Annotated in this window: 14 protein-coding genes; 8 read left to right on the top strand and 6 right to left on the bottom strand. The window is 63.5% G+C overall.

What is annotated here, in order from left to right:
• The 5 genes from NLM32_RS19680 (at position 1) to NLM32_RS19660 (ending at position 6,120) form a co-directional block, all read left to right on the top strand.
• Positions 1-1,542 carry a sugar ABC transporter ATP-binding protein gene (locus tag NLM32_RS19680; protein ID WP_254130564.1) on the top strand — a complete coding sequence of 514 codons (1,542 nt, stop codon included), beginning with the start codon at positions 1-3 and terminating at the stop codon, positions 1,540-1,542.
• The gene (locus NLM32_RS19675) at positions 1,539-2,525 is read left to right on the top strand and encodes an ABC transporter permease (protein ID WP_254130563.1); all 987 of its coding nucleotides are present in this window, start codon (positions 1,539-1,541) and stop codon (positions 2,523-2,525) included. The genes NLM32_RS19680 and NLM32_RS19675 overlap by 4 nt, the downstream gene beginning before the upstream one ends.
• On the top strand, positions 2,522-3,514 hold the full coding sequence (locus NLM32_RS19670) for an ABC transporter permease (RefSeq protein WP_254130562.1): 993 nt from the start codon (positions 2,522-2,524) through the stop codon (positions 3,512-3,514). Before NLM32_RS19675 ends, NLM32_RS19670 begins: the two co-directional genes overlap by 4 nt.
• Before the next feature lie 49 nt (positions 3,515-3,563).
• Entirely contained in the window at positions 3,564-4,679 is a 1,116-nt protein-coding gene (locus NLM32_RS19665) for a substrate-binding domain-containing protein (RefSeq protein WP_254130561.1), read from the top strand.
• A gap of 76 nt (positions 4,680-4,755) precedes the next feature.
• Positions 4,756-6,120, top strand: coding sequence for an FGGY-family carbohydrate kinase (locus NLM32_RS19660; protein WP_254130560.1), 1,365 nt, complete (start codon positions 4,756-4,758; stop codon positions 6,118-6,120).
• A 48-nt stretch (positions 6,121-6,168) separates the two neighbouring features.
• On the opposite strand, the gene NLM32_RS19655 is transcribed toward NLM32_RS19660, so the two are convergent.
• From NLM32_RS19655 to NLM32_RS19640, 4 genes are read right to left on the bottom strand one after another with little or no spacing between them, the layout of a single operon-like run.
• Positions 6,169-7,398 (bottom strand): Gfo/Idh/MocA family protein, encoded by a 1,230-nt coding sequence (locus NLM32_RS19655; RefSeq protein ID WP_254130559.1) that lies wholly within the window; start codon positions 7,396-7,398, stop codon positions 6,169-6,171.
• Between the two features lie 29 nt (positions 7,399-7,427).
• On the bottom strand, positions 7,428-9,047 hold the full coding sequence (locus NLM32_RS19650) for an ABC transporter ATP-binding protein (RefSeq protein ID WP_254130558.1): 1,620 nt from the start codon (positions 9,045-9,047) through the stop codon (positions 7,428-7,430).
• A gap of 38 nt (positions 9,048-9,085) precedes the next feature.
• Entirely contained in the window at positions 9,086-10,681 is a 1,596-nt protein-coding gene (ggt, locus tag NLM32_RS19645; protein ID WP_254130557.1) for a gamma-glutamyltransferase, read from the bottom strand.
• Between the two features lie 34 nt (positions 10,682-10,715).
• A complete protein-coding gene (locus NLM32_RS19640) occupies positions 10,716-11,924 on the bottom strand; it encodes an ROK family transcriptional regulator (protein WP_254130556.1) in 1,209 nt (402 codons plus the stop codon).
• Between the two features lie 207 nt (positions 11,925-12,131).
• On the opposite strand from NLM32_RS19640, the gene NLM32_RS19635 reads away from it, so the two are divergent.
• From NLM32_RS19635 to NLM32_RS19625, 3 genes are read left to right on the top strand one after another with little or no spacing between them, the layout of a single operon-like run.
• Complete coding sequence (locus NLM32_RS19635; RefSeq protein WP_254130555.1) at positions 12,132-13,658, top strand: ABC transporter substrate-binding protein; 1,527 nt, start codon at positions 12,132-12,134, stop codon at positions 13,656-13,658.
• Positions 13,659-13,704: 46 nt separating this feature from the next.
• Positions 13,705-14,646 carry an ABC transporter permease gene (locus NLM32_RS19630; RefSeq protein WP_254130554.1) on the top strand — a complete coding sequence of 314 codons (942 nt, stop codon included), beginning with the start codon at positions 13,705-13,707 and terminating at the stop codon, positions 14,644-14,646.
• A 29-nt stretch (positions 14,647-14,675) separates the two neighbouring features.
• A complete protein-coding gene (locus NLM32_RS19625) occupies positions 14,676-15,512 on the top strand; it encodes an ABC transporter permease (RefSeq protein ID WP_375143644.1) in 837 nt (278 codons plus the stop codon).
• A gap of 56 nt (positions 15,513-15,568) precedes the next feature.
• On the opposite strand, the gene NLM32_RS19620 is transcribed toward NLM32_RS19625, so the two are convergent.
• Positions 15,569-17,077, bottom strand: coding sequence for a glycerol-3-phosphate dehydrogenase (locus NLM32_RS19620; RefSeq protein WP_254130552.1), 1,509 nt, complete (start codon positions 17,075-17,077; stop codon positions 15,569-15,571).
• A complete protein-coding gene (locus NLM32_RS19615) occupies positions 17,074-17,811 on the bottom strand; it encodes a class II aldolase/adducin family protein (protein ID WP_254130551.1) in 738 nt (245 codons plus the stop codon). Before NLM32_RS19615 ends, NLM32_RS19620 begins: the two co-directional genes overlap by 4 nt.
• Positions 17,812-17,827: the final 16 nt, after the last annotated feature.

Raw genomic sequence — 17,827 nt, 5'->3', positions numbered from 1 at the left:
ATGACGACGGACCCGCAACGCGACACGCCCGCAACACCGCTTCTGTCGGTGCGCGCGATCGAGAAATCCTTTCCAGGTGTGCGGGCGCTGTCCGGCGTCTCGTTCGACGCCGCCAGGGGCGAAGTCCATGCCTTGCTCGGCGAGAACGGCGCCGGCAAGTCGACGCTGATCAAGATCATCTCCGGCGTATTCCCGCCCGATCGCGGCGAGGTGCTGGTGGACGGCAAACAGGTCGACCTCGCGCGGCCGGACGATGCCAGGCGCGCCGGCATCGCCACGATCTATCAGGAGCTGCTGCTGTTTCCGGAGCTCACGGTCGCCGAGAATATCTTCATGGGGCATGCGCCGCGCGCCGGACTCGGCCGGATCGACTGGCGGGCGATGCATGAGAAGACGAACGCGCTGCTCGCTTCGCTCGAGATCCATGATCTGCAAGCCGACCGTGTCGTCGGTTCGCTCAGCGTCGGTAATCGGCAGCGCGTTGAAATCCTGCGCGCGCTGTCGCAGGACGCGCGCATTCTCATCATGGACGAGCCGACCGCGGCCCTGACCGAGTACGACGTGACGCGGCTGTTCGACATCGTCCGCAAGCTGAAAGCCCGCGGCGTGGCCGTGATCTATATCAGCCATCGGCTCGATGAGATCTTTGCGATCGCCGATCGCGTCACCGTGCTGCGCGACGGTGCGCATGTCGCAACCAAGCGCGTCGCCGATACCGACGCGGCCGGGCTCGTGCAATTGATGGTCGGCCGCAGGATCGAAAGCCTGTTCCCGAAAATCACGGTGCCGATCGGCCAGCCCGTGCTCGAGGTGAAGGACCTCGAACGTCGGCCGCTGACGAAAAGCATCTCGCTCACGGTGCGCGCCGGCGAGATCGTCGGCCTTGCCGGCCTCGTCGGCTCCGGTCGCAGCGAGTTGGCCCAAACCATTTTCGGCGTCACGCCGGCTGAGAGCGGCGAAATCCGGATCGGCGGACAGCGCGTCGACATTCGCTCGCCGGCCCAGGCGCGGGCTTTGGGCGTCGCCTACGTTCCCGAGGATCGCGGCACACAGGGCCTGGTGCGGCCGATGACGGTGCGCGAGAACTTCAGCCTCGCCGCTCTTGGCAAGGTCGCGTTCGGCGGCTTCATCGATCGCGGAGCCGAACGCAAGCTTGCCGGCGATGGCGTCAAGCGTTTTGCGGTCAAGGCGAGTTCGCTCGAGCAGATCGCGGGCAAGCTCTCCGGCGGCAACCAACAGAAGATCGTGCTCGGCAAATGGCTGGCCAACGGGCCGAAGCTGTTGATCCTCGACGAGCCGACGCGCGGCATCGATGTCGGCGCCAAGGCGGAGATCCATCGGCTGATGGGCGAGCTTGCGGCCCAGGGGCTCGCCATCCTGATGATTTCGAGCGAGCTGCCGGAGGTACTTGGCATGAGCGACCGCGTGCTCGTGATGCGCGAAGGCCGTATCGTTGCCGAATTCTCGCGCGAAGAAGCAACCCAGGAGTCGGTCGGCGCAGCGATGATGGGCAGCCACGAAAACGCGGAGAAGGCGGCATGACGGCGGTGACCTTAGCCGGTGCCGAGACCGACCCGCGGCGGAGGCTGAGGGCGTTTGCCTCGCAGGAGGCTTTGCTCGCGATCGCGGTGATCGGGCTCGCCATCGTGGTCGGCCTTTACAATCCGCGCTTTCTGGCGGCGCGCAATCTTTCCGACGTGCTGCTGGGCAACGCCTATATCGCCGTCGCCGCGGTCGGCATGTCGATGGTGATCATTTCCGGCAATATCGACATTTCCGTCGGCGCGCTGATCGGCGTCCTGGCGACGATCAGCGGCACTCTGGCGGTGAACGGCGCGCCGATCGTGGTCGCCTGGCTGGCGGCGCTCGTTGCCGGCGTGGTCGTGATGGCGTTGCAGGGCGTCATCATCGCCTATCTGCGCATTCCAGCGATCGTGGTGACGCTCGGCATGCTGTCGATCCTCAAGGGCGGGCTGATCAGCGTCACCGGAGGCAAATGGATCACCGATCTGCCTGACAGTTTCCATCTCGCCGATATCGAACTACTCGGTGTGCTGCCGTTTCCGGTTTTTCTCATGATCCTGGTAACGCTCCTGGCCGCATTGTGGATGCGCTACTCGGCCTCGGGACGCGCGATCTACGCCGTCGGAGGCAATGCCGAAGCCGCGCGGCTCTGCGGCATTTCGCAGCCGCGCACGGTCGTGATGGTCTTCGCGCTGCACGGCTTGTTCGCCGGCGCCGCCGCCCTGCTCTACGCGACCCAACTGCGCGTCATCCAGTCGACCGTGCCGCCCAATCTCGAGCTGACGATCATCACCGCGTCCGTCGTCGGCGGCGTCAGCATTCTCGGCGGCGTCGGCACGGTGGTCGGCTCGACCCTTGCCGCCGTCCTGATCGCCGAGATTGCCAGCGCGCTGGTCTTCATCGACGTCTCGCCCTACTGGATCCGCGCAGTTCAGGGCGTGCTCATCCTCGTGACCGTGATCGCCGACATTCTGCGGCGCCGGCGCACAGCCGGAGCATGAGCGCCATGAGCGAGATCCCTCTCCCCCAGGCCGCCAAGCGCGTCGTGCCCTGGTGGCTGCTGCGCCACGAGACCATGCTCGCGGTGATCCTGCTCATTGCACTGATCGGGCTCGGGGGCTTGAACAGCCGCTTCCTCACGCTCGACAATCTGCTCAATCAAGGCAGGCTGACGACCGAGGTTGGGCTCATCGCACTGCCGATGACCTTCATCATCATCACCGGCGGCATCGATCTCTCGGTCGGCTCGATCGTCGGGCTCTGCGCGATCCTGCTCGGCTATTCCTGGAAGGTTTTCGGCTTTCCCTTGCCGCTGGCGATTGGCTTCTCGCTGCTCGTCGGCGCCACGGCGGGCTTTCTTAACGGGATCGTCATCACCAGAGTGAAAGTGCCGCCGCTGATCATGACCATCGCGACACTCGCCCTCTACCGCGGGCTCGCCGAGGGCATCAGCCAGGCGCGTTCGGTGCGCGGCTACCCGGAATGGTTCTACTTTGTCGGGCAGGAAAACCTGCTCGGCGTGCCGGCGCAGCTCTGGCTCTTGCTGATCGCAATCGTGGTCTCGGCAATCGTTCTTGACCGAACCACCTTCGGCCGAACGCTCTATGCGATCGGCAGCAACGAGACCGCCGCGCGTTTCTCCGGTTTGCCGGTCGATCGCGTCAAACTGATCATCTACACGCTATCTGGCCTCATGGCCGGCATTTCCGCTTGCGTTCTCGTCTCACGCGTGACCACGACCCGCTCCGACATGGGGATCGGCTATGAGCTCGACGTGATCGCGGCGGTGGTGCTCGGCGGCACCAGCATATTCGGAGGCGTCGGCACGATCTGGGGCACGGTGGTCGGCCTGGCGATGATCCAGCTCTTGAAAAACGGATTGGCGCTGACCGGTGTCAAGGGCGACGCGACGATCGTCGTCATCGGCACGGTCCTCATCCTTTCAACTCTTGTGGCGAGTTCGCTCCAGCGGCGACGCGAGGGCGTATGATGGCGTGAATGGCCGCGAAAAAGCGGCATCAACATGGGAGGAAAACAAAATGAAGCTCGGATTAGCTGCTGCATTCCTCGGCGCGACGCTGCTGGTGGGGACCGCCTCTGCGGCGGACAAGAGATGGGACGGTGCGGACGACCTCCCAGTCAATCCCCTTGCCTGTTCTGCCGGCGAGGCCAGCGCCGCTCCCGCTGCCAAGCCCTATGACGGCGGCCGGCCAAGCAATGCTGCCGACAAGGCCGGCAAACCGATCACGCTGGTCGACGTACCGAAGCTGATCGGCATCGGCTATTTCAACGCGACGTCGAAGGGTATGCAGGACGCCGCCAAGGCGCTCGGCAATGTCACGGTGAAGACCGACGGCCCGACCGAGGCCAAGATCGACGAGCAGATCAAGTTCATCGACAACTACATCACCAGCGGCGTCGACGGCATTCTCTTCGCTGCCAATGATCCGGTGGCGATCGCGCCGGTCCTGAAGAAGGCGCTGTCGAAGGGCATCCATGTCGTCGGCTACGACGCCAACTCGTCGCCGGATGCGCGCGAATGGTTCGTCAACCAGGCCGAGTTCAACGGCATCGCCAAGTCGATGATCGACTCGATGGCCAAGGAGGCCGGCGAGGACAAGAGCTTCGCGATCGTCACCTCGACTTTCACGACGCCGAACCAGGCACGCTGGATCGCCGAGATGTGGGCCTATGCTCAGAAGTGTCATCCCAAGCTGACATGGCTCGAAACGGTCGAGGCGCAGGAGGACAATAACCTGTCCTTCAACCAGGCAACGACGCTCATCAACAAGCATGGCGACAAGCTTGCCGGGCTGTTCGGCATGACTTCGGTCGCAACGCCTGCCTCGGCGGAAGCAGTGACTAAGGCCAAGCTCTGCGGCAAGGTGGCGGTGGTCGGCCTCGCCACGCCCAATGCGATGAAGCCGTATGTCAATGCCGATTGCGTCAAGTCGGTCGTGTTGTGGAACCCGGTCGATCTCGGCTATGCCGCGACCTACGTGATGCGGGCCGTCGTCGACGGCAGCCTGAAGCCCGGCGCGACCTCGGTGGACGCGGGCAAGCTCGGCAAGCTGAACGTGGTCAATGGCAGCGAGATCCTGCTCGGGGCCCCGTTCATCTTCACGAAGCAGAACATCAAGGACTTCGATTTCTGATCTGAACTCGTCGCCCGGCCGCCGAACGCGGCCGGGCGACGCTTGTTGAAATCGTTCTTTTGCCGTGAGCTTGACGATGAGCCAGACGGTCGCGGTGCTCGACATCGGCAAGACCAATGTCAAGCTTGCCCTGTTCGACGAAGGCCGGCTCCTTTGGGAAATGTCGGCGCCCAACCGCGTTTTGCCCGGACCGCCTTATCCGCACGAAGACGTGGAGAGCGCATGGAGCTTTTTCCTCGATGCGCTTCGTGAAGCCGCACGCACGCATCAGATCAGTGCGATCGTTCCGACCGCGCATGGTGCAGCCGGCGCCTTGATCGGCGACGGCGAACTCGCAGCCCCGCTCATGGACTATGAATTCACGGGCGTAGACGCGATCGAGCCCGAGTATGCGAGGCTGCGGCCCCCCTTTTCGGAGAGTCTCTCGCCGAAGCTGCCCGCTGGCCTCAATCTCGGACGGCAGCTGGCCTATCAGAAATGGCACTGCCCGGACCTCTTCGCCAAAGCGAGGTATTTCGTCGGCTATCCGCAATACTGGACCTGGCGCCTCAGCGGCGTCGCGGTCTCGGAAGTCACGACCATCGGCGCCCATACCGATCTCTGGATGCCGCGGCAGGGACAAATCTCGAGCCTCGTCAGAGCCCTCGACGTCGATCACTTGCTGCCGCCGCTGCGCCGTGCCTTCGATCCGCTCGGCCCGATCAGGCCTGAAATCGCCGCCGCAACCGGGCTTGGGCCTGAAACGCCTGTCTTTTGCGGTATCCACGATTCCAACGCATCGCTCCTGCCCTACCTCGTCTCCCGCCAGGCGCCATTCACTGTGTTATCGACAGGCACCTGGGTGATCCTGATGAGTGTCGGCCTTTCGCTCGATCAGCTCGATCCGCGCGACGACACGCTCGCCAACGTCGACGCGCTCGGCCGGCCCATCGCCTGCGGACGCTTCATGGGCGGCCGCGAATACGCCATCATCGCGGGCGGCGGCGGCAATCCCGATCTCGACGCAATCGAGCGCGTCATCGCCTCGGGCGCGATGGCTCTGCCCTGCTTCTCCGGCCAGGGCGGACCTTATGCGACGACCAAGGGTGTGATCCACGGGGAAGTCGAAGCGCGCGATCGAACCGCGCTTGCGACGCTCTATTGCGCCTTGGTCAGCGATCTGATGCTGACGCGGATGGGAGCGGACAGCGGAGATCTCATCGTGGAAGGAACCTTCGCCGGCAATCTTCCGTTCTGCCAGACGCTCGGCGCATTACGACCGACGCAGCGCGTCTTTGCCGCGGAAGATGCCGCCGGCACGGCACGCGGCGCCGCAATGCTCGCGCACTGGCTCCCCTCTTACCATGTCGCCGAGCCGGCCCCCATCGCTGCGATTTCGATTGCCGGCCTCGATTCTTATCGCGAGGCCTGGACGGCAGCAGTCGGCACGATCGCTCGGTGAGCCCCCGAACGAGCGATCAGCGCTCGCGTCGTATACCCAGCTCCATCGTCACCGAGCCACCAGCGGCACGTAGTGCTCGAGCTCAGGATCCGGAAAATGCACGCTCCGGCCGAGTTCCGCCGAGCGATAGAGTCCCATGAGCATTTCCATGACCCCGACTCCGTCGTCGAAGGTCTCGGCGGGGCTCTTACCAAGCCTGAACGCTTCGACCATATGACGGTTTTCGTCCGTGTAACCATAGATGCCAGCTTCGTCCTCGACCACCGGCATCAGGCCTTGTTCCGCATTCTGCTTCTCGACCAGATCCTCGCCTTCCGACCCGGTAAGCGTGCGTGACAGGAAGACCTTGAGCCCAGTCGAAAGTGACGAGAACTCCATCGAGTATTCAGGGCCGAGCAACTCGAGCTGGATACGCAGCCCGGCGCCAACGTAAGCCCATGAGGTCGTTGCCTCGATCATCAGTTGATGCCCGTCGGCATCTTCCATCGTGAGGATGCCGCGCGCGAAATCCTCGACGGGACGCTTTGCAAAGTCGATGCCCATTCGCGCCTTGAGGTCGGCGGCATAGCGGGGCCGTGTCCATTTGAGATTGGCCGTCGTGGCGTTGGCGCTGACCAGCCGCAAGGACTCGCGCTTCGCACCGGGCGCAGTCAGCATGAACCGTGCGACCTCGACCGAATGGCACATCATGTCGGAGAGCACGCCGCCACCTTGCTTATCGCCTTGCCAGAACCATGGCTCGTGCGGTCCGGAATGTTCCTCAGCCGCGCGAGCAAGATAAGGGCGGCCGCTCCCAGGCACGGCGCGTCGCCAGATGATGTCCTTGCCGCGCATCACCGCAGTCGAAAATATCTGGTTTTCCAGATAGCCGTGGAGCAGGCCCGCATCTTCGGCAAGCCGGCGCATTTCCCGTGCTTCGGCAAGCGTGCGGGCCAGCGGCTTTTCGCAGGCAACGGCGCGCAGAGGAGCTCCGGCCTTGGTCACACGGTGGATCTCGCGCATGATGTCAAGACGGGTGTCGTTCGGCGTCAAGAGCCAGAGCGCATCGACCTCGCCGGACATGGCCATCGCCTCGATGCTGTCGAACACATGCGCCTGTCCAAGGCCAAGACTGCGCGCCTTGTCCGCGATGCGCTCACGACGCTCAGCAGAGCGGCTGTACACGCCGCCGACGCTAACATTACGTACGCCGAGCATGGACTGCAGATGGAATGCGGCAATAAAGCCGCTGCCGATCAGCCCGACACGCAGGATCGGAAGTTCGGTGAGCTTCTGCATATCAGACCTCCTTCAATGACGAGCGTGGATCAGTTCGGCGCCTTGCGTTGCCGGCCCGGAATTGCGGCCAGCAATGCCTGCGTGTAGGGATGCTCCGGCCGATTGAGCAGATCAACGGTCGGCCTGATCTCGACGATCTCACCAAGGCGCATGACGGCGATCCGATCGCAGACCTGGGCCGCCACGTTGAGATCGTGGGTGATGAACAGCACCGCCAGCCGCAGCTTTTCTTTCAGCGTCTCGAGCAAAGCGAGCACCTGCGCCTGGACCGAGACGTCGAGCGCCGACACAGGTTCGTCCGCGACCAGTACCTCCGGGTCGAGCGCCAGCGCGCGCGCAATGCCGATCCGCTGGCGCTGTCCGCCGGAAAACTCATGCGGAAAGCGTCGCGCGGCGGCGGGATCGAGACCAACGAGGGCCAAAAGCTCCTCGGCGCGGGCGAAGGCCTGTGCTGCCGGAACGCCATGCGCAATTGGACCGTCGGCGATGATCCGGCCGACACGGCGACGCGGATTGAGCGAGGCGAACGGATCCTGGAAAACCATTTGGATGTGTTTACGAGCGGCCCGCAGATGCGCTCCGCGTGCCCTTGAGAAATCAAGTTCGCCGATGCGGACCACACCTGCGTCGGCGTCGGTAAGACGCATCACCAATCGTCCGATCGTGCTCTTGCCGGAGCCCGACTCACCGACCAGTCCGAGCGTCTCGCCGCGCCGGATCTCGAAGCTCACGTCCTTGACGGCCGCGACCTCGGTCTGCGCTCCAAACCACCCGCTCCCCCGATAAGTCTTTGCAAGCCCGGTCGTGGCACAGGCGATCGGTTCGTCTTTGACTTGCGCACGCTCTGGCGGAACTCCACCCGGTACGGCGGCGAGCAGCCGGCGTGTATAAGGATCCCGCGGGCGCCTCAGAACGTCTTCGACCGGCCCCTGTTCAACCAGCCGCCCCTTCTCCATGACCGCGACGCGGTCCGCGATGTCGGCAACGACGCCGAAATCGTGGGTGATGAAAAGCACCGCCATGCCGCGCCGCTGTTGAATGTCGCGGATGATCCGAAGGATTTGCGCTTGCGTGGTGACGTCAAGTGCTGTGGTCGGCTCGTCTGCCACCAGAACCGACGGCTCCAGCGCCAGCGCCATGGCGATCATGGCGCGCTGCCGTTGGCCGCCCGACAATTGATGCGGATAGCTGCGGACGATCCGCTCCAGATCGCGCAAGCCCACTTCTTCGAGGAGTGCGCGCATGCGCACCTGCCGTTCAGGCGGGGTGAGCTGCTCGTGCGCCTCGAATGCCTCCATGATTTGATCGCCGATCCTGATGACAGGATTAAGCGCCGTCATCGGCTCCTGGAAGATCATTGCGATACGCCGCCCGCGCAACGTCCGCCATTCTGCCGGCGCCAGCCCCAGCAGGTCGCGCCCTTCGAACCGAATGGTCCCTGCGACCGGGCGAATAACTTGCGGCAGCAGGCCCATCGCGGCAAAGGCGCAGACCGATTTGCCCGAGCCGGATTCGCCGACAACACAGAGTATCTCCCGCGCGTGCAAGGCAAGCGAGACGTCTTCGACGGCGAAGGCACGATCGGCGCCGGCGGGGAGCGCCAGTGTCAGCTGCTCGATAGACAGGATCGGTTCGACGATGTCGTTCATGATGTCCGATCCAACATCGCGTTTCTCCCTCGTCCCGGTCACGCCGCCAGCGCGATGCCATCCTTGCGATGATCCGACGCTCCAAACATGACACCCCGGGACGCATCGATGTGCACGGCCTGGAAGCCTCCCAGCGGTTCGTCGGCCCAGACCACGCGATGGTCGCGGCCGATCAAATCGTCAGCGACAGAGCCGGGAATCGTGGGCTCGAGCGTCAGCGCGCCGTCGAATGCAAAGCTGCGCGGTGCATCCGAGGCTTGTTGAATGTCCAAACCGCGGTCGAGCATGCCACTCAGGATCTGCACATGTCCCGTCGCCTGATATTGCCCGCCCATCACCCCAAAAGCCATGACGGGCTTGTCGTGCCTGGCCAACAGGCCCGGAATGATGGTGTGGAAGGGACGCTTTCGTGGCGCAATGGCATTGGGATGCCCGTCGACGAGCGAGAATCCCGAACCTCGGTTCTGCAGCAACACGCCCGCGCGAGGGGCGTAGATGCCGCTTCCGAAAGCGAAGAACAGGGAATTGATGAGAGACACCATGTTGCCGTCACGATCGGCGACCGCGACGTAGGCGGTATCACGATGAACGGGCATGTCGAAATCTGTCGGAGCGCTCGCCCGCTCGCGCGTGATGCGAGAGCGCAAGGTCGCGACTGATCCCTCGGAAAGCAGTGCGTTGATATCGAACGGGCGGAACGACGGATCAGCGACGAGCGCATCGCGCTGCCGGTAAGCGGCCTTGGTCGCCTCGGCCAGCAGATGGATGCGATCCGCCTCGCCGAGCGCGGGATCCGCCATATCGAAGCCGGCAAGGATTCGGGCGATCAATAGCGCAGCCACGCCCTGCCCGTTCGGCGGACATTGCCAGATTTGATGATCACGGTAGTCGGCGCTGATCGGCGCCACGTAGTCAGACCGGGCACTCGCCAGATCCTCGAGCTGCATCAGTCCGCCCAGCGCCTTCAAGACTGAGACGATCTCTTCGGCGACGGCACCTTCGTAGAATGCAGCCCGCCCTTCGCGAGCGATCCGGCGCAACGTCGCGCCGAGTGCCGGATGGCCGAGCTTGCCGCCTACGGCGGGCGCAGCGCCGCCGGGCAGATACACTTGCACACCGGTCTGATGCCGTTCGATGCGATTGCCATAGCGTGCCCAGTCCAGGGCGGCGCGCGGAGTCACGACAAAGCCATTCTCGGCCGCGTGGATCGCGGGCGCCAAAATCTCGTCCAGCCCTTTTGAGCCATAATCGGCAGAGAGCCGGCACCAGGCATCGACCGCCCCCGGAATTGTGACGGCATGGGGCGAGTCATCCGGGATCGACGCCATTCCCGCTTCCCGGAACCAGCCCAGTTCTGCCTTCGCCGGCGCCCGACCCGAACCATTAATGGCGACGGGTTTGCCCGAGGCGGGCGCATAAATCGCAAAGCAGTCGCCACCGATGCCGGTCATGTGCGGATCGATGACGCCCTGAAGAGCGATAGCAGCAATCGCGGCGTCGACGGCGTTGCCACCGCTACGCAGGATTTCGACCGCAGCCAACGCAACAGCGGGGTGAGAGGCCGCGACCATGCCCCGGTCGCCGACTGCCAGGGAGCGTCCTGGCACCATGAAATCGCGCTGTCCCCAGCTCATGCCCGTCTCCGATCGTTTTTCGGCGGATGCTCTGTCATGCCGCAACATCCGCCGCCACAGCGGGAAGAGCCAGGGGACCTGCATCTCTGCCGATGCCAAACAGCGAGCGATGCACGAGATCTATCGCGCTGCCGACCGCACCGATCAGCGTGGCACGATTGCCGAGCGCGCTGAGCTCGATACGAACGGGCTCGCGCATGCACCGCCCGAGATACTCATCGATCCGCAGCTTCAACTCGGGACGTGCGCCGATACTGCCCCCCATAACGATGATCTCTGAATCGAGAATGCTGTGCACGGCCAGAATCGCACTGGCGATGGTCCGGCTGACCTCGTCGATTGCTATTCGTGCCGCCTCGTCGGTCTCGAGCCGATCGAAGACATCACGCACCGTGCCGCCCGGGGCGCCGCCAAGTCCGAGATAGCGCTCTACAATCCCGACGCTGCCGACGGCGGTTTCAAGCGTACCCAACCGAAGACCGCGCGAATCGTAGGGATCGCCTCCAAGTGGCAGATAGGCGATCTCGCCGGCTGCGCCACGCGCGCCGCGCACGAGATAGCCGTCTGAAAAGATGCCCATGCCGATACCGGTGCCGAGGGCAATGAAGGCGAAGCTGCGGGCCTTGCGGCTGTTGCCGCGCCAGTGCTCGCCGATCGCGGCAAGGTTGACGTCGTTCTCGATCGCGACGTCGATGCCGAGCCGCTCGCGCAATGCAGCGCGTACATCCAGACTATCCAGCCCAGGAATATTGGGCGCGAAGACGATGCTGCCGGACGCAGGATCGATGATCCCCGGACTTCCCATCACGCCGCCACGCAGACGTTGCGCGGGTACGGATGCGCGCTGGAGCAGAGACTCTTGCATGCGCCCGATCTGAGCGACCACGGCAGCACCACCCTCGCTGGACGTCGACTCGATGCTCTCGGCGACGATCTTTCCTTGCAGGTCGGCAAGCGCGACGTGCAGCTTCGTGCCGCCAAGATCGATGCCCAGCACGAACGCGGCGTCAGGCCGCAACGCGTAGGTCACAGCACTTCTGCCGACGCTGCCCTGGATCTGCCCGTCCTCGCGTACCCAGCCGTCGCGTTCGAGGTCGCGCATGACTTCGGAAATCGTCTGTTTGGACAGTCCCGTGCTGCGCGAGAGCTCGGCGCGCGAGACCGCTCGATCGCGCAACAGACGCTCGATGACGAGGCGCACGGATTGTTGTCGCGCAACCGGCGACGAGGGAGCGTCTGGCATGAACCTGATCCAATTCGTCAATAGTCCGAACTAAAGCCGACCACAACGATCCGTCAAGAGGGCTAAGGCAGCTTATTCCTGCTCATATTAGGTATTGTGATATTGCTTTTTTCTAAGCCCTAAGTCGATTTGTTCTATACGTTTACAAATCTGGTTTGGCGTGCTTGTCTTGCCCTTCGACAGCAGAGCCCCGGCAGAGAAGCCTGGATGAAAGGAATTCGCATGAAGCGGATCGGCACAGCGTTGGCGGCAATTGTGATGATCGGATCCGGCCTCGTGTCGGCCGGTGCAGCGACATTGCGAGTCGGCATCCAGGACGATCCCGATGCGCTCGACCCCGCACTCAGCGGCACTTATACCGGCCGCTTCGTGTTCGCGGCGCTGTGCGACAAACTTGTCGATATCTCCCCCGACCTCAAGATCGTGCCGCAGCTGGCAGAGGCCTGGGAGTGGGCCGCCGACGGCAAGTCGATCACCTTTACCTTGCGCAAGAACGTCACGTTCCACGATGGCACCGCGTTTGATGCGGCGGCGGTCAAGTTCAATATCGAGCGCATGAAAACGATGCCGGATTCGAAGCGTAAGGCCGAACTGGCGCCGATCGTGAGCGTCGAGGCCCTTGCGGCGGACAAGGTCAAGTTCACCCTGTCGGAACCGTTCGTGCCGCTGCTTGCCAATCTCAGCGATCGCGCCGGCATGATGGTGTCGCCCAAGGCCGCCACGGAGAAAGCCGGCGAGCTCGCGGCCGCACCCGTCTGTGCCGGTCCGTATCAATTCGTCGAGCGCAAGTCGCGCGACCTCATTCGCCTCAAGAAATACCCCGGCTACTGGAATGCGGGAGCCGTCGGCTACGACGAGGTCGTCTATTACTACGTACCTGACTCGACCGTGCGATTGTCGCGGGTACGAGCGGGCGATCTTGAGCTCGCGGAACGCGTCGCGCCCACCGATCTCAAGACCGTGCGCGACGACCCCAATCTCACGCTTCATTCCGGCCAGGGGCTCGCAGTTTCACATCTGATGTTCAATGTCGGCGCGGGCGCCAAGGCCGATACGCCACTCGGCAAGAACGCGACGCTGCGACAGGCCTTCGAGCTTGCGATCGATCGCAATGTCATCAATCGCGTTGCCTTCAACGGCGAATTTCTGGCGGACAATCAGATGATTCCTCCGTCATCTCCGTTCTACGATAGCGCACACAAGGCGCCGGCTCGCGACGTCGCCAAAGCCAAGGCGTTGATTGCAGCGGCCGGAATGACGCGCGTCCCGGTCGAACTTCAGTACGAGAACGCTGCCGGCGATTCCCGCGTTGCACAGATCATGCAGTCAATGGCGGCCGAGGCTGGCTTCGACGTGAAGCTGCTGCCCATGGAAACAACCACTGCCATTGAGCGCTACTTGAACGGCAATTTCGAAGCCTACATCGGCAACTGGAGCGGCCGTGCCGACCCGGATCCCACGCTGGTCGCATTCTTCAGCTGCGCAGGCTCCCAGAACGTCAACAAATATTGCAACAAGGATCTCGATGCGATCCTGACTCAGGCGCGAGGCGAGGCCGACGAAGCCAAGCGCAAGGCCCTCTACGCGAAAGCGACTGATATTTACCTGAGCGCGCTCTCGTCGATTCCTCTCTACCACCCCAACTGGTTCTTTGCCGCTCGCAAATCGGTCGGCGGCATCGTCATGGTGCCGGATGGGCTCTTGCGCCTGGTGGGCGTCAAGCCCGTGAATTGACGCGCAACGTCTCGCGCTTTCCTCACGTGAGGACCTGTCTGCTCCGATGAAGACCCTGCTTCTGCGCCGCCTTGCCGTCCTGCTGCCGACCTTGTTACTCGTGTCGATGATGGTGTTCGGTCTGCAGAAGCTGCTGCCCGGCGACCCGGCGCTGGCGCTGGCCGGGGAAGAGCGCAATCCTGAGGTCATCGAGTATCTTCGGCACAAATATCGCTTCAATGAGCCGATTCCGGTGCAATACGGCATTTGGCTGAAGGCCTTGGTGCACGGCGATTTCGGCACGTCGGTCCGCACCCGCCTGCCTATCGGCACCATGCTGGCGGAAAAACTGCCGGTGACCATCGAGCTCGCGATCCTGTCGATGCTGGTCGCGCTGTTCGTCGGGGTGCCGATCGGGATCGTCGCGGCGCTCGGGCGCGGGACGCCACTCGACTATGGCGCCAGTCTTTTCGGGCTGGCCGGACTTTCCATTCCGCATTTCTGGCTGGGGATCATGTTGATCCTTCTCTTCTCGGTGAATCTCGGCTGGTTGCCGGCGGGAGGTTTCGTTCCACCGTCTGAAAGTATCGGCCGCAACCTGATCTCGATGCTCATGCCCGCTTTGGTGCTGGGCACGGGCACGGCTGCGATCATGATGCGCCATGTCCGCGGCGCGATGATCGAGGCGATGAAGCAGGACTATGTTCGGACCGCCCGCGCGAAGGGCGTCCGCGAACGCACCATCGTGCTGCGCCATGCTCTGCCGAATGCGCTCATCCCGGTGGTCACGCTGGGTACGTTGCAGTTCGGCGAGCTACTGGCCGGCGCAGTGTTGACCGAGCAGGTCTTTTCGATCCCCGGTTTCGGCAAGATGGTCGTCGATGGCGTGTTCAGCCGCGATTATGCCGTGGTTCAGGCTGTCGTGCTCTGTACGGCGGCGGTATTTCTTCTGATGAGCCTGATTGCCGACGTCGCCTATGTGCTGCTCAATCCAAGGCTCAGGTCATGAGCACGATTGAGGCACCAGCCCCTGCTCAAATGCGCACAGGTGGGCGCTCTGAACTTCGTCGCTTGCTGCGCGAGCCGTCCGCGGTGATTGGCGGCGCGATCATCCTGTTCTTCGTCGTGCTGGCGGTGTTCGCAACATGGATCTCGCCCTACGATCCGAATACGCCGGATTGGATGGCGATTCGTGCTGCGCCCAATGCAGTGCACTGGTTTGGCACGGATGATCTCGGCCGCGATGTGCTGTCTCGGGTCATCTTCGGAACGCAGGCGTCGCTCGCGGCCGGCATGGTTTCCGTGACCGTTGCGGTGCTGATCGGCCTGCCGTTCGGTCTCATTGCAGGTTATTTCGGCGGTGTCGCCGACATGGCGATCTCGCGCATTGCGGATGCTCTCCTCGCCTGCCCGTTTCTCGTCCTCGCGATCGCGCTGGCCGCGTTCCTGGGTCCCAGCCTCCAGAATGCAATGATCGCGATCGGCATTTCGGCGATTCCAGTCTTCGTCCGCGTTGCACGCGCCGAGACCCTGGTTGTCCGCACCGAGGACTACATCGCGGCGGCGCGCGCTCAGGGGCTGGGTCATATCGCCATTCTGACCGGGCAGGTCCTGCCCAATGTGCTCGCACCGACGATCGTCCAGGCGACCCTCACGATGGCGATTGCAGTCCTGGCTGAGGCGAGCCTCGCCTTCCTTGGTCTTGGTCAATTGCCTCCGGCCCCCTCTTGGGGCTCCATGCTCGATGTAGCGCGGCAGTTCCTCAGCGAGGCGCCGTGGATGGCCTTCTTCCCCGGTCTCGCAATCATCGCCCTTGTGATCGGCTTCAACCTGATCGGTGATGGCCTGAATAGCGCGCTCAATCCCAGGCAGTAGATGATCGACGTCGGTCGGAGATCGCCGACCGTCGCGGTTGGATGTGCCTGCGCTGTCTAGATGCGAGCTTCGAACGCAGCCCGCTGCGCTGATGTCAGATGCAAGCCATGCTTGGTGCGCCGGTTGAGAAAGTCGTCAGCGCGGCTCGCCCACTCTTTCTCTCGGAGGAAGATTTCTTCGCATTCATAGAAGTCGCCGCCATAATGACGACCGAGATCGGCCGAAATGCGGGCCGAGCCCAGCAGCTCTCTCGCGCGCGTCCCGTAGAGACGCGCATAGTGGTGAATCAACTTTCGCGGAAGATCCGGATAGTCGCGCGCCAGTCCGAACGAGAAATCATCGAACGTGCCCGCGATGTCGCCGCCCGGCAGGGGGCGACCTGCGGTCCAGGCCGGCTGCATCTTCAGAAACCACGGCGCGAGCCGCTGGAGCGCCTGCTCGGCTAGCTTGCGGTACGTCGTAATCTTCCCGCCGAAGATGGAGAGCAGCGGCGGCGCATCGACCGCACCGTGAACTTCGAACGCATAGTCGCGCGTCACCGCCGACGGATTTTCAGCATTGTCATCATAGAGCGGCCGGACGCCGGAAAACCTGTGCACGATCTCGCTCTCCTGCGGCGGCGTACGGAAGTAGCGGGTCAGCACCTGCAAGAGATAGGCGGTCTCGTCCGTGCCGATCGCAGCGTCCTCGGCCTTGCCTTGATAGGGAATGTCGGTCGTGCCGATCAGCGCGAGATTGTCCTCGTAGGGATTGACGAAGATCACGCGGCGGTCCTCGTTCTGAAGCAGATAGGCTTGCGATCCGCTCCAGAACTTCGGCACCACGATGTGGCTGCCCTTGACGAGACGCACGCTGTGGGCGGAGTTCAGGCCCGCAACGCTCTGCACCACATCCTGAACCCAGGGGCCGGCGGCGTTGATTAGCGCGCGGGACCGCACGACTTGCGTCTGGCCGTCCTCACCCCGCATCTCGAGAAGCCAGGCGTCATCCTCGCGGCGTGCCTGCACGGCACGGGTGCGCGGCAGGATGATGGCGCGGTTCTGCGCGGCATCGACCAGGTTCAGGATCACCAGCCGGGCATCGTCGACCCAACAGTCCGAATATTCAAAGCCGCGGCGAAATTCGGCGCGCAACGGAGCGCCCTCTGGCGCATGCGCAAGGTCGAGGCCCCGGCTCGACGGCAGGCGCTTGCGGCCACCGAGATGGTCGTAGAGAAACAACCCAGTGCGGATCAGCCAGGCCGGCCGCTGCTCCGGCGAGTGCGGCAACACGAAACGCATCGGCCAGATGATATGAGGTGCGGACGCGAGCAGCACCTCGCGCTCGATCAGCGCTTCGCGCACCAGACGAAACTCGTAATATTCGAGATAGCGCAGGCCACCGTGAACGAGCTTGCCCGAGCGCGACGAGGTGCCTTCCGCAAAGTCGCCCTTCTCGCACAACAGGACCTTAAGGCCTCGACCAGCTGCATCGCGCGCAATGCCGGCCCCGTTTATGCCACCACCGATAATCGCGATGTCGACCAGCCCGTGATCCCTGCCCGTGTCCGGCGCAGTCTCCGTCATCGCGTCCTGCTGCGCTTCTTCTCGATCCGCCGCCGCGCCGCGGCCTTTGCCGGCGCGCGCGCCTTGCCCGGCTTCGCTTTCGGCTGCTGCAAGCCGTAGGTCGAGAATCCCTTTGCCGTATCTCCGATCTCCGCTTCGCTGAGAATGTGCGGCCCACCGAGCGCGAGCGAGAGATAATATTGGCGCGCAATGGTCTCGAGCTCGACCGCAAGCCACATCGCCTTGTCGAGGTTGGCACCAACCGCGATCATCCCGTGATTGGCGAGCAGGCAGCCGTTGCGGCCTTCGAGCGCAGCGAGCGCCAGCTCCGACAGCTCCGCGGTGCCGTAGCGCGCATAGCCGGCGCAACGGACATCGTTGCCGCCGAACGCGGCCATCATATAGTGGCAGGCCGGGATCGGCTTGTGCGCGATGGCCAGCACGGTCGCATAGGTCGAATGGGTGTGGACGACGCCTCCGACATCGGGCCGGCCGCGCATGATGTCGAGGTGAAAGCGCCATTCGGTCGACGGCTGCAAAGGTCCATCCCAGCTGCCATATTCACCCTCGAGCGGCATCGAGGCGATCATCTCCGGCTTCATCGCATCATAGGGCGTTGCCGACGGCGTGATCAGCATCCGGTCCTTGTAGCGGGCGGAGATGTTGCCCGACGTCCCCTGATTGAGCCCCGATGCGTTCATCCACCGACATTTGGCGATGATCGCCTCGCGCAACTGTCGCTCCTCACGAGTCATGGCAAAACACCTTTCG

The sequence above is a fragment of the Bradyrhizobium sp. CCGUVB14 genome (assembly GCF_024199935.1).
Classification (GTDB): domain Bacteria; phylum Pseudomonadota; class Alphaproteobacteria; order Rhizobiales; family Xanthobacteraceae; genus Bradyrhizobium.
The sequence above is the reverse complement of the archived record's forward strand: the minus strand, read 5'-3'. Positions and strand labels throughout refer to the sequence as shown.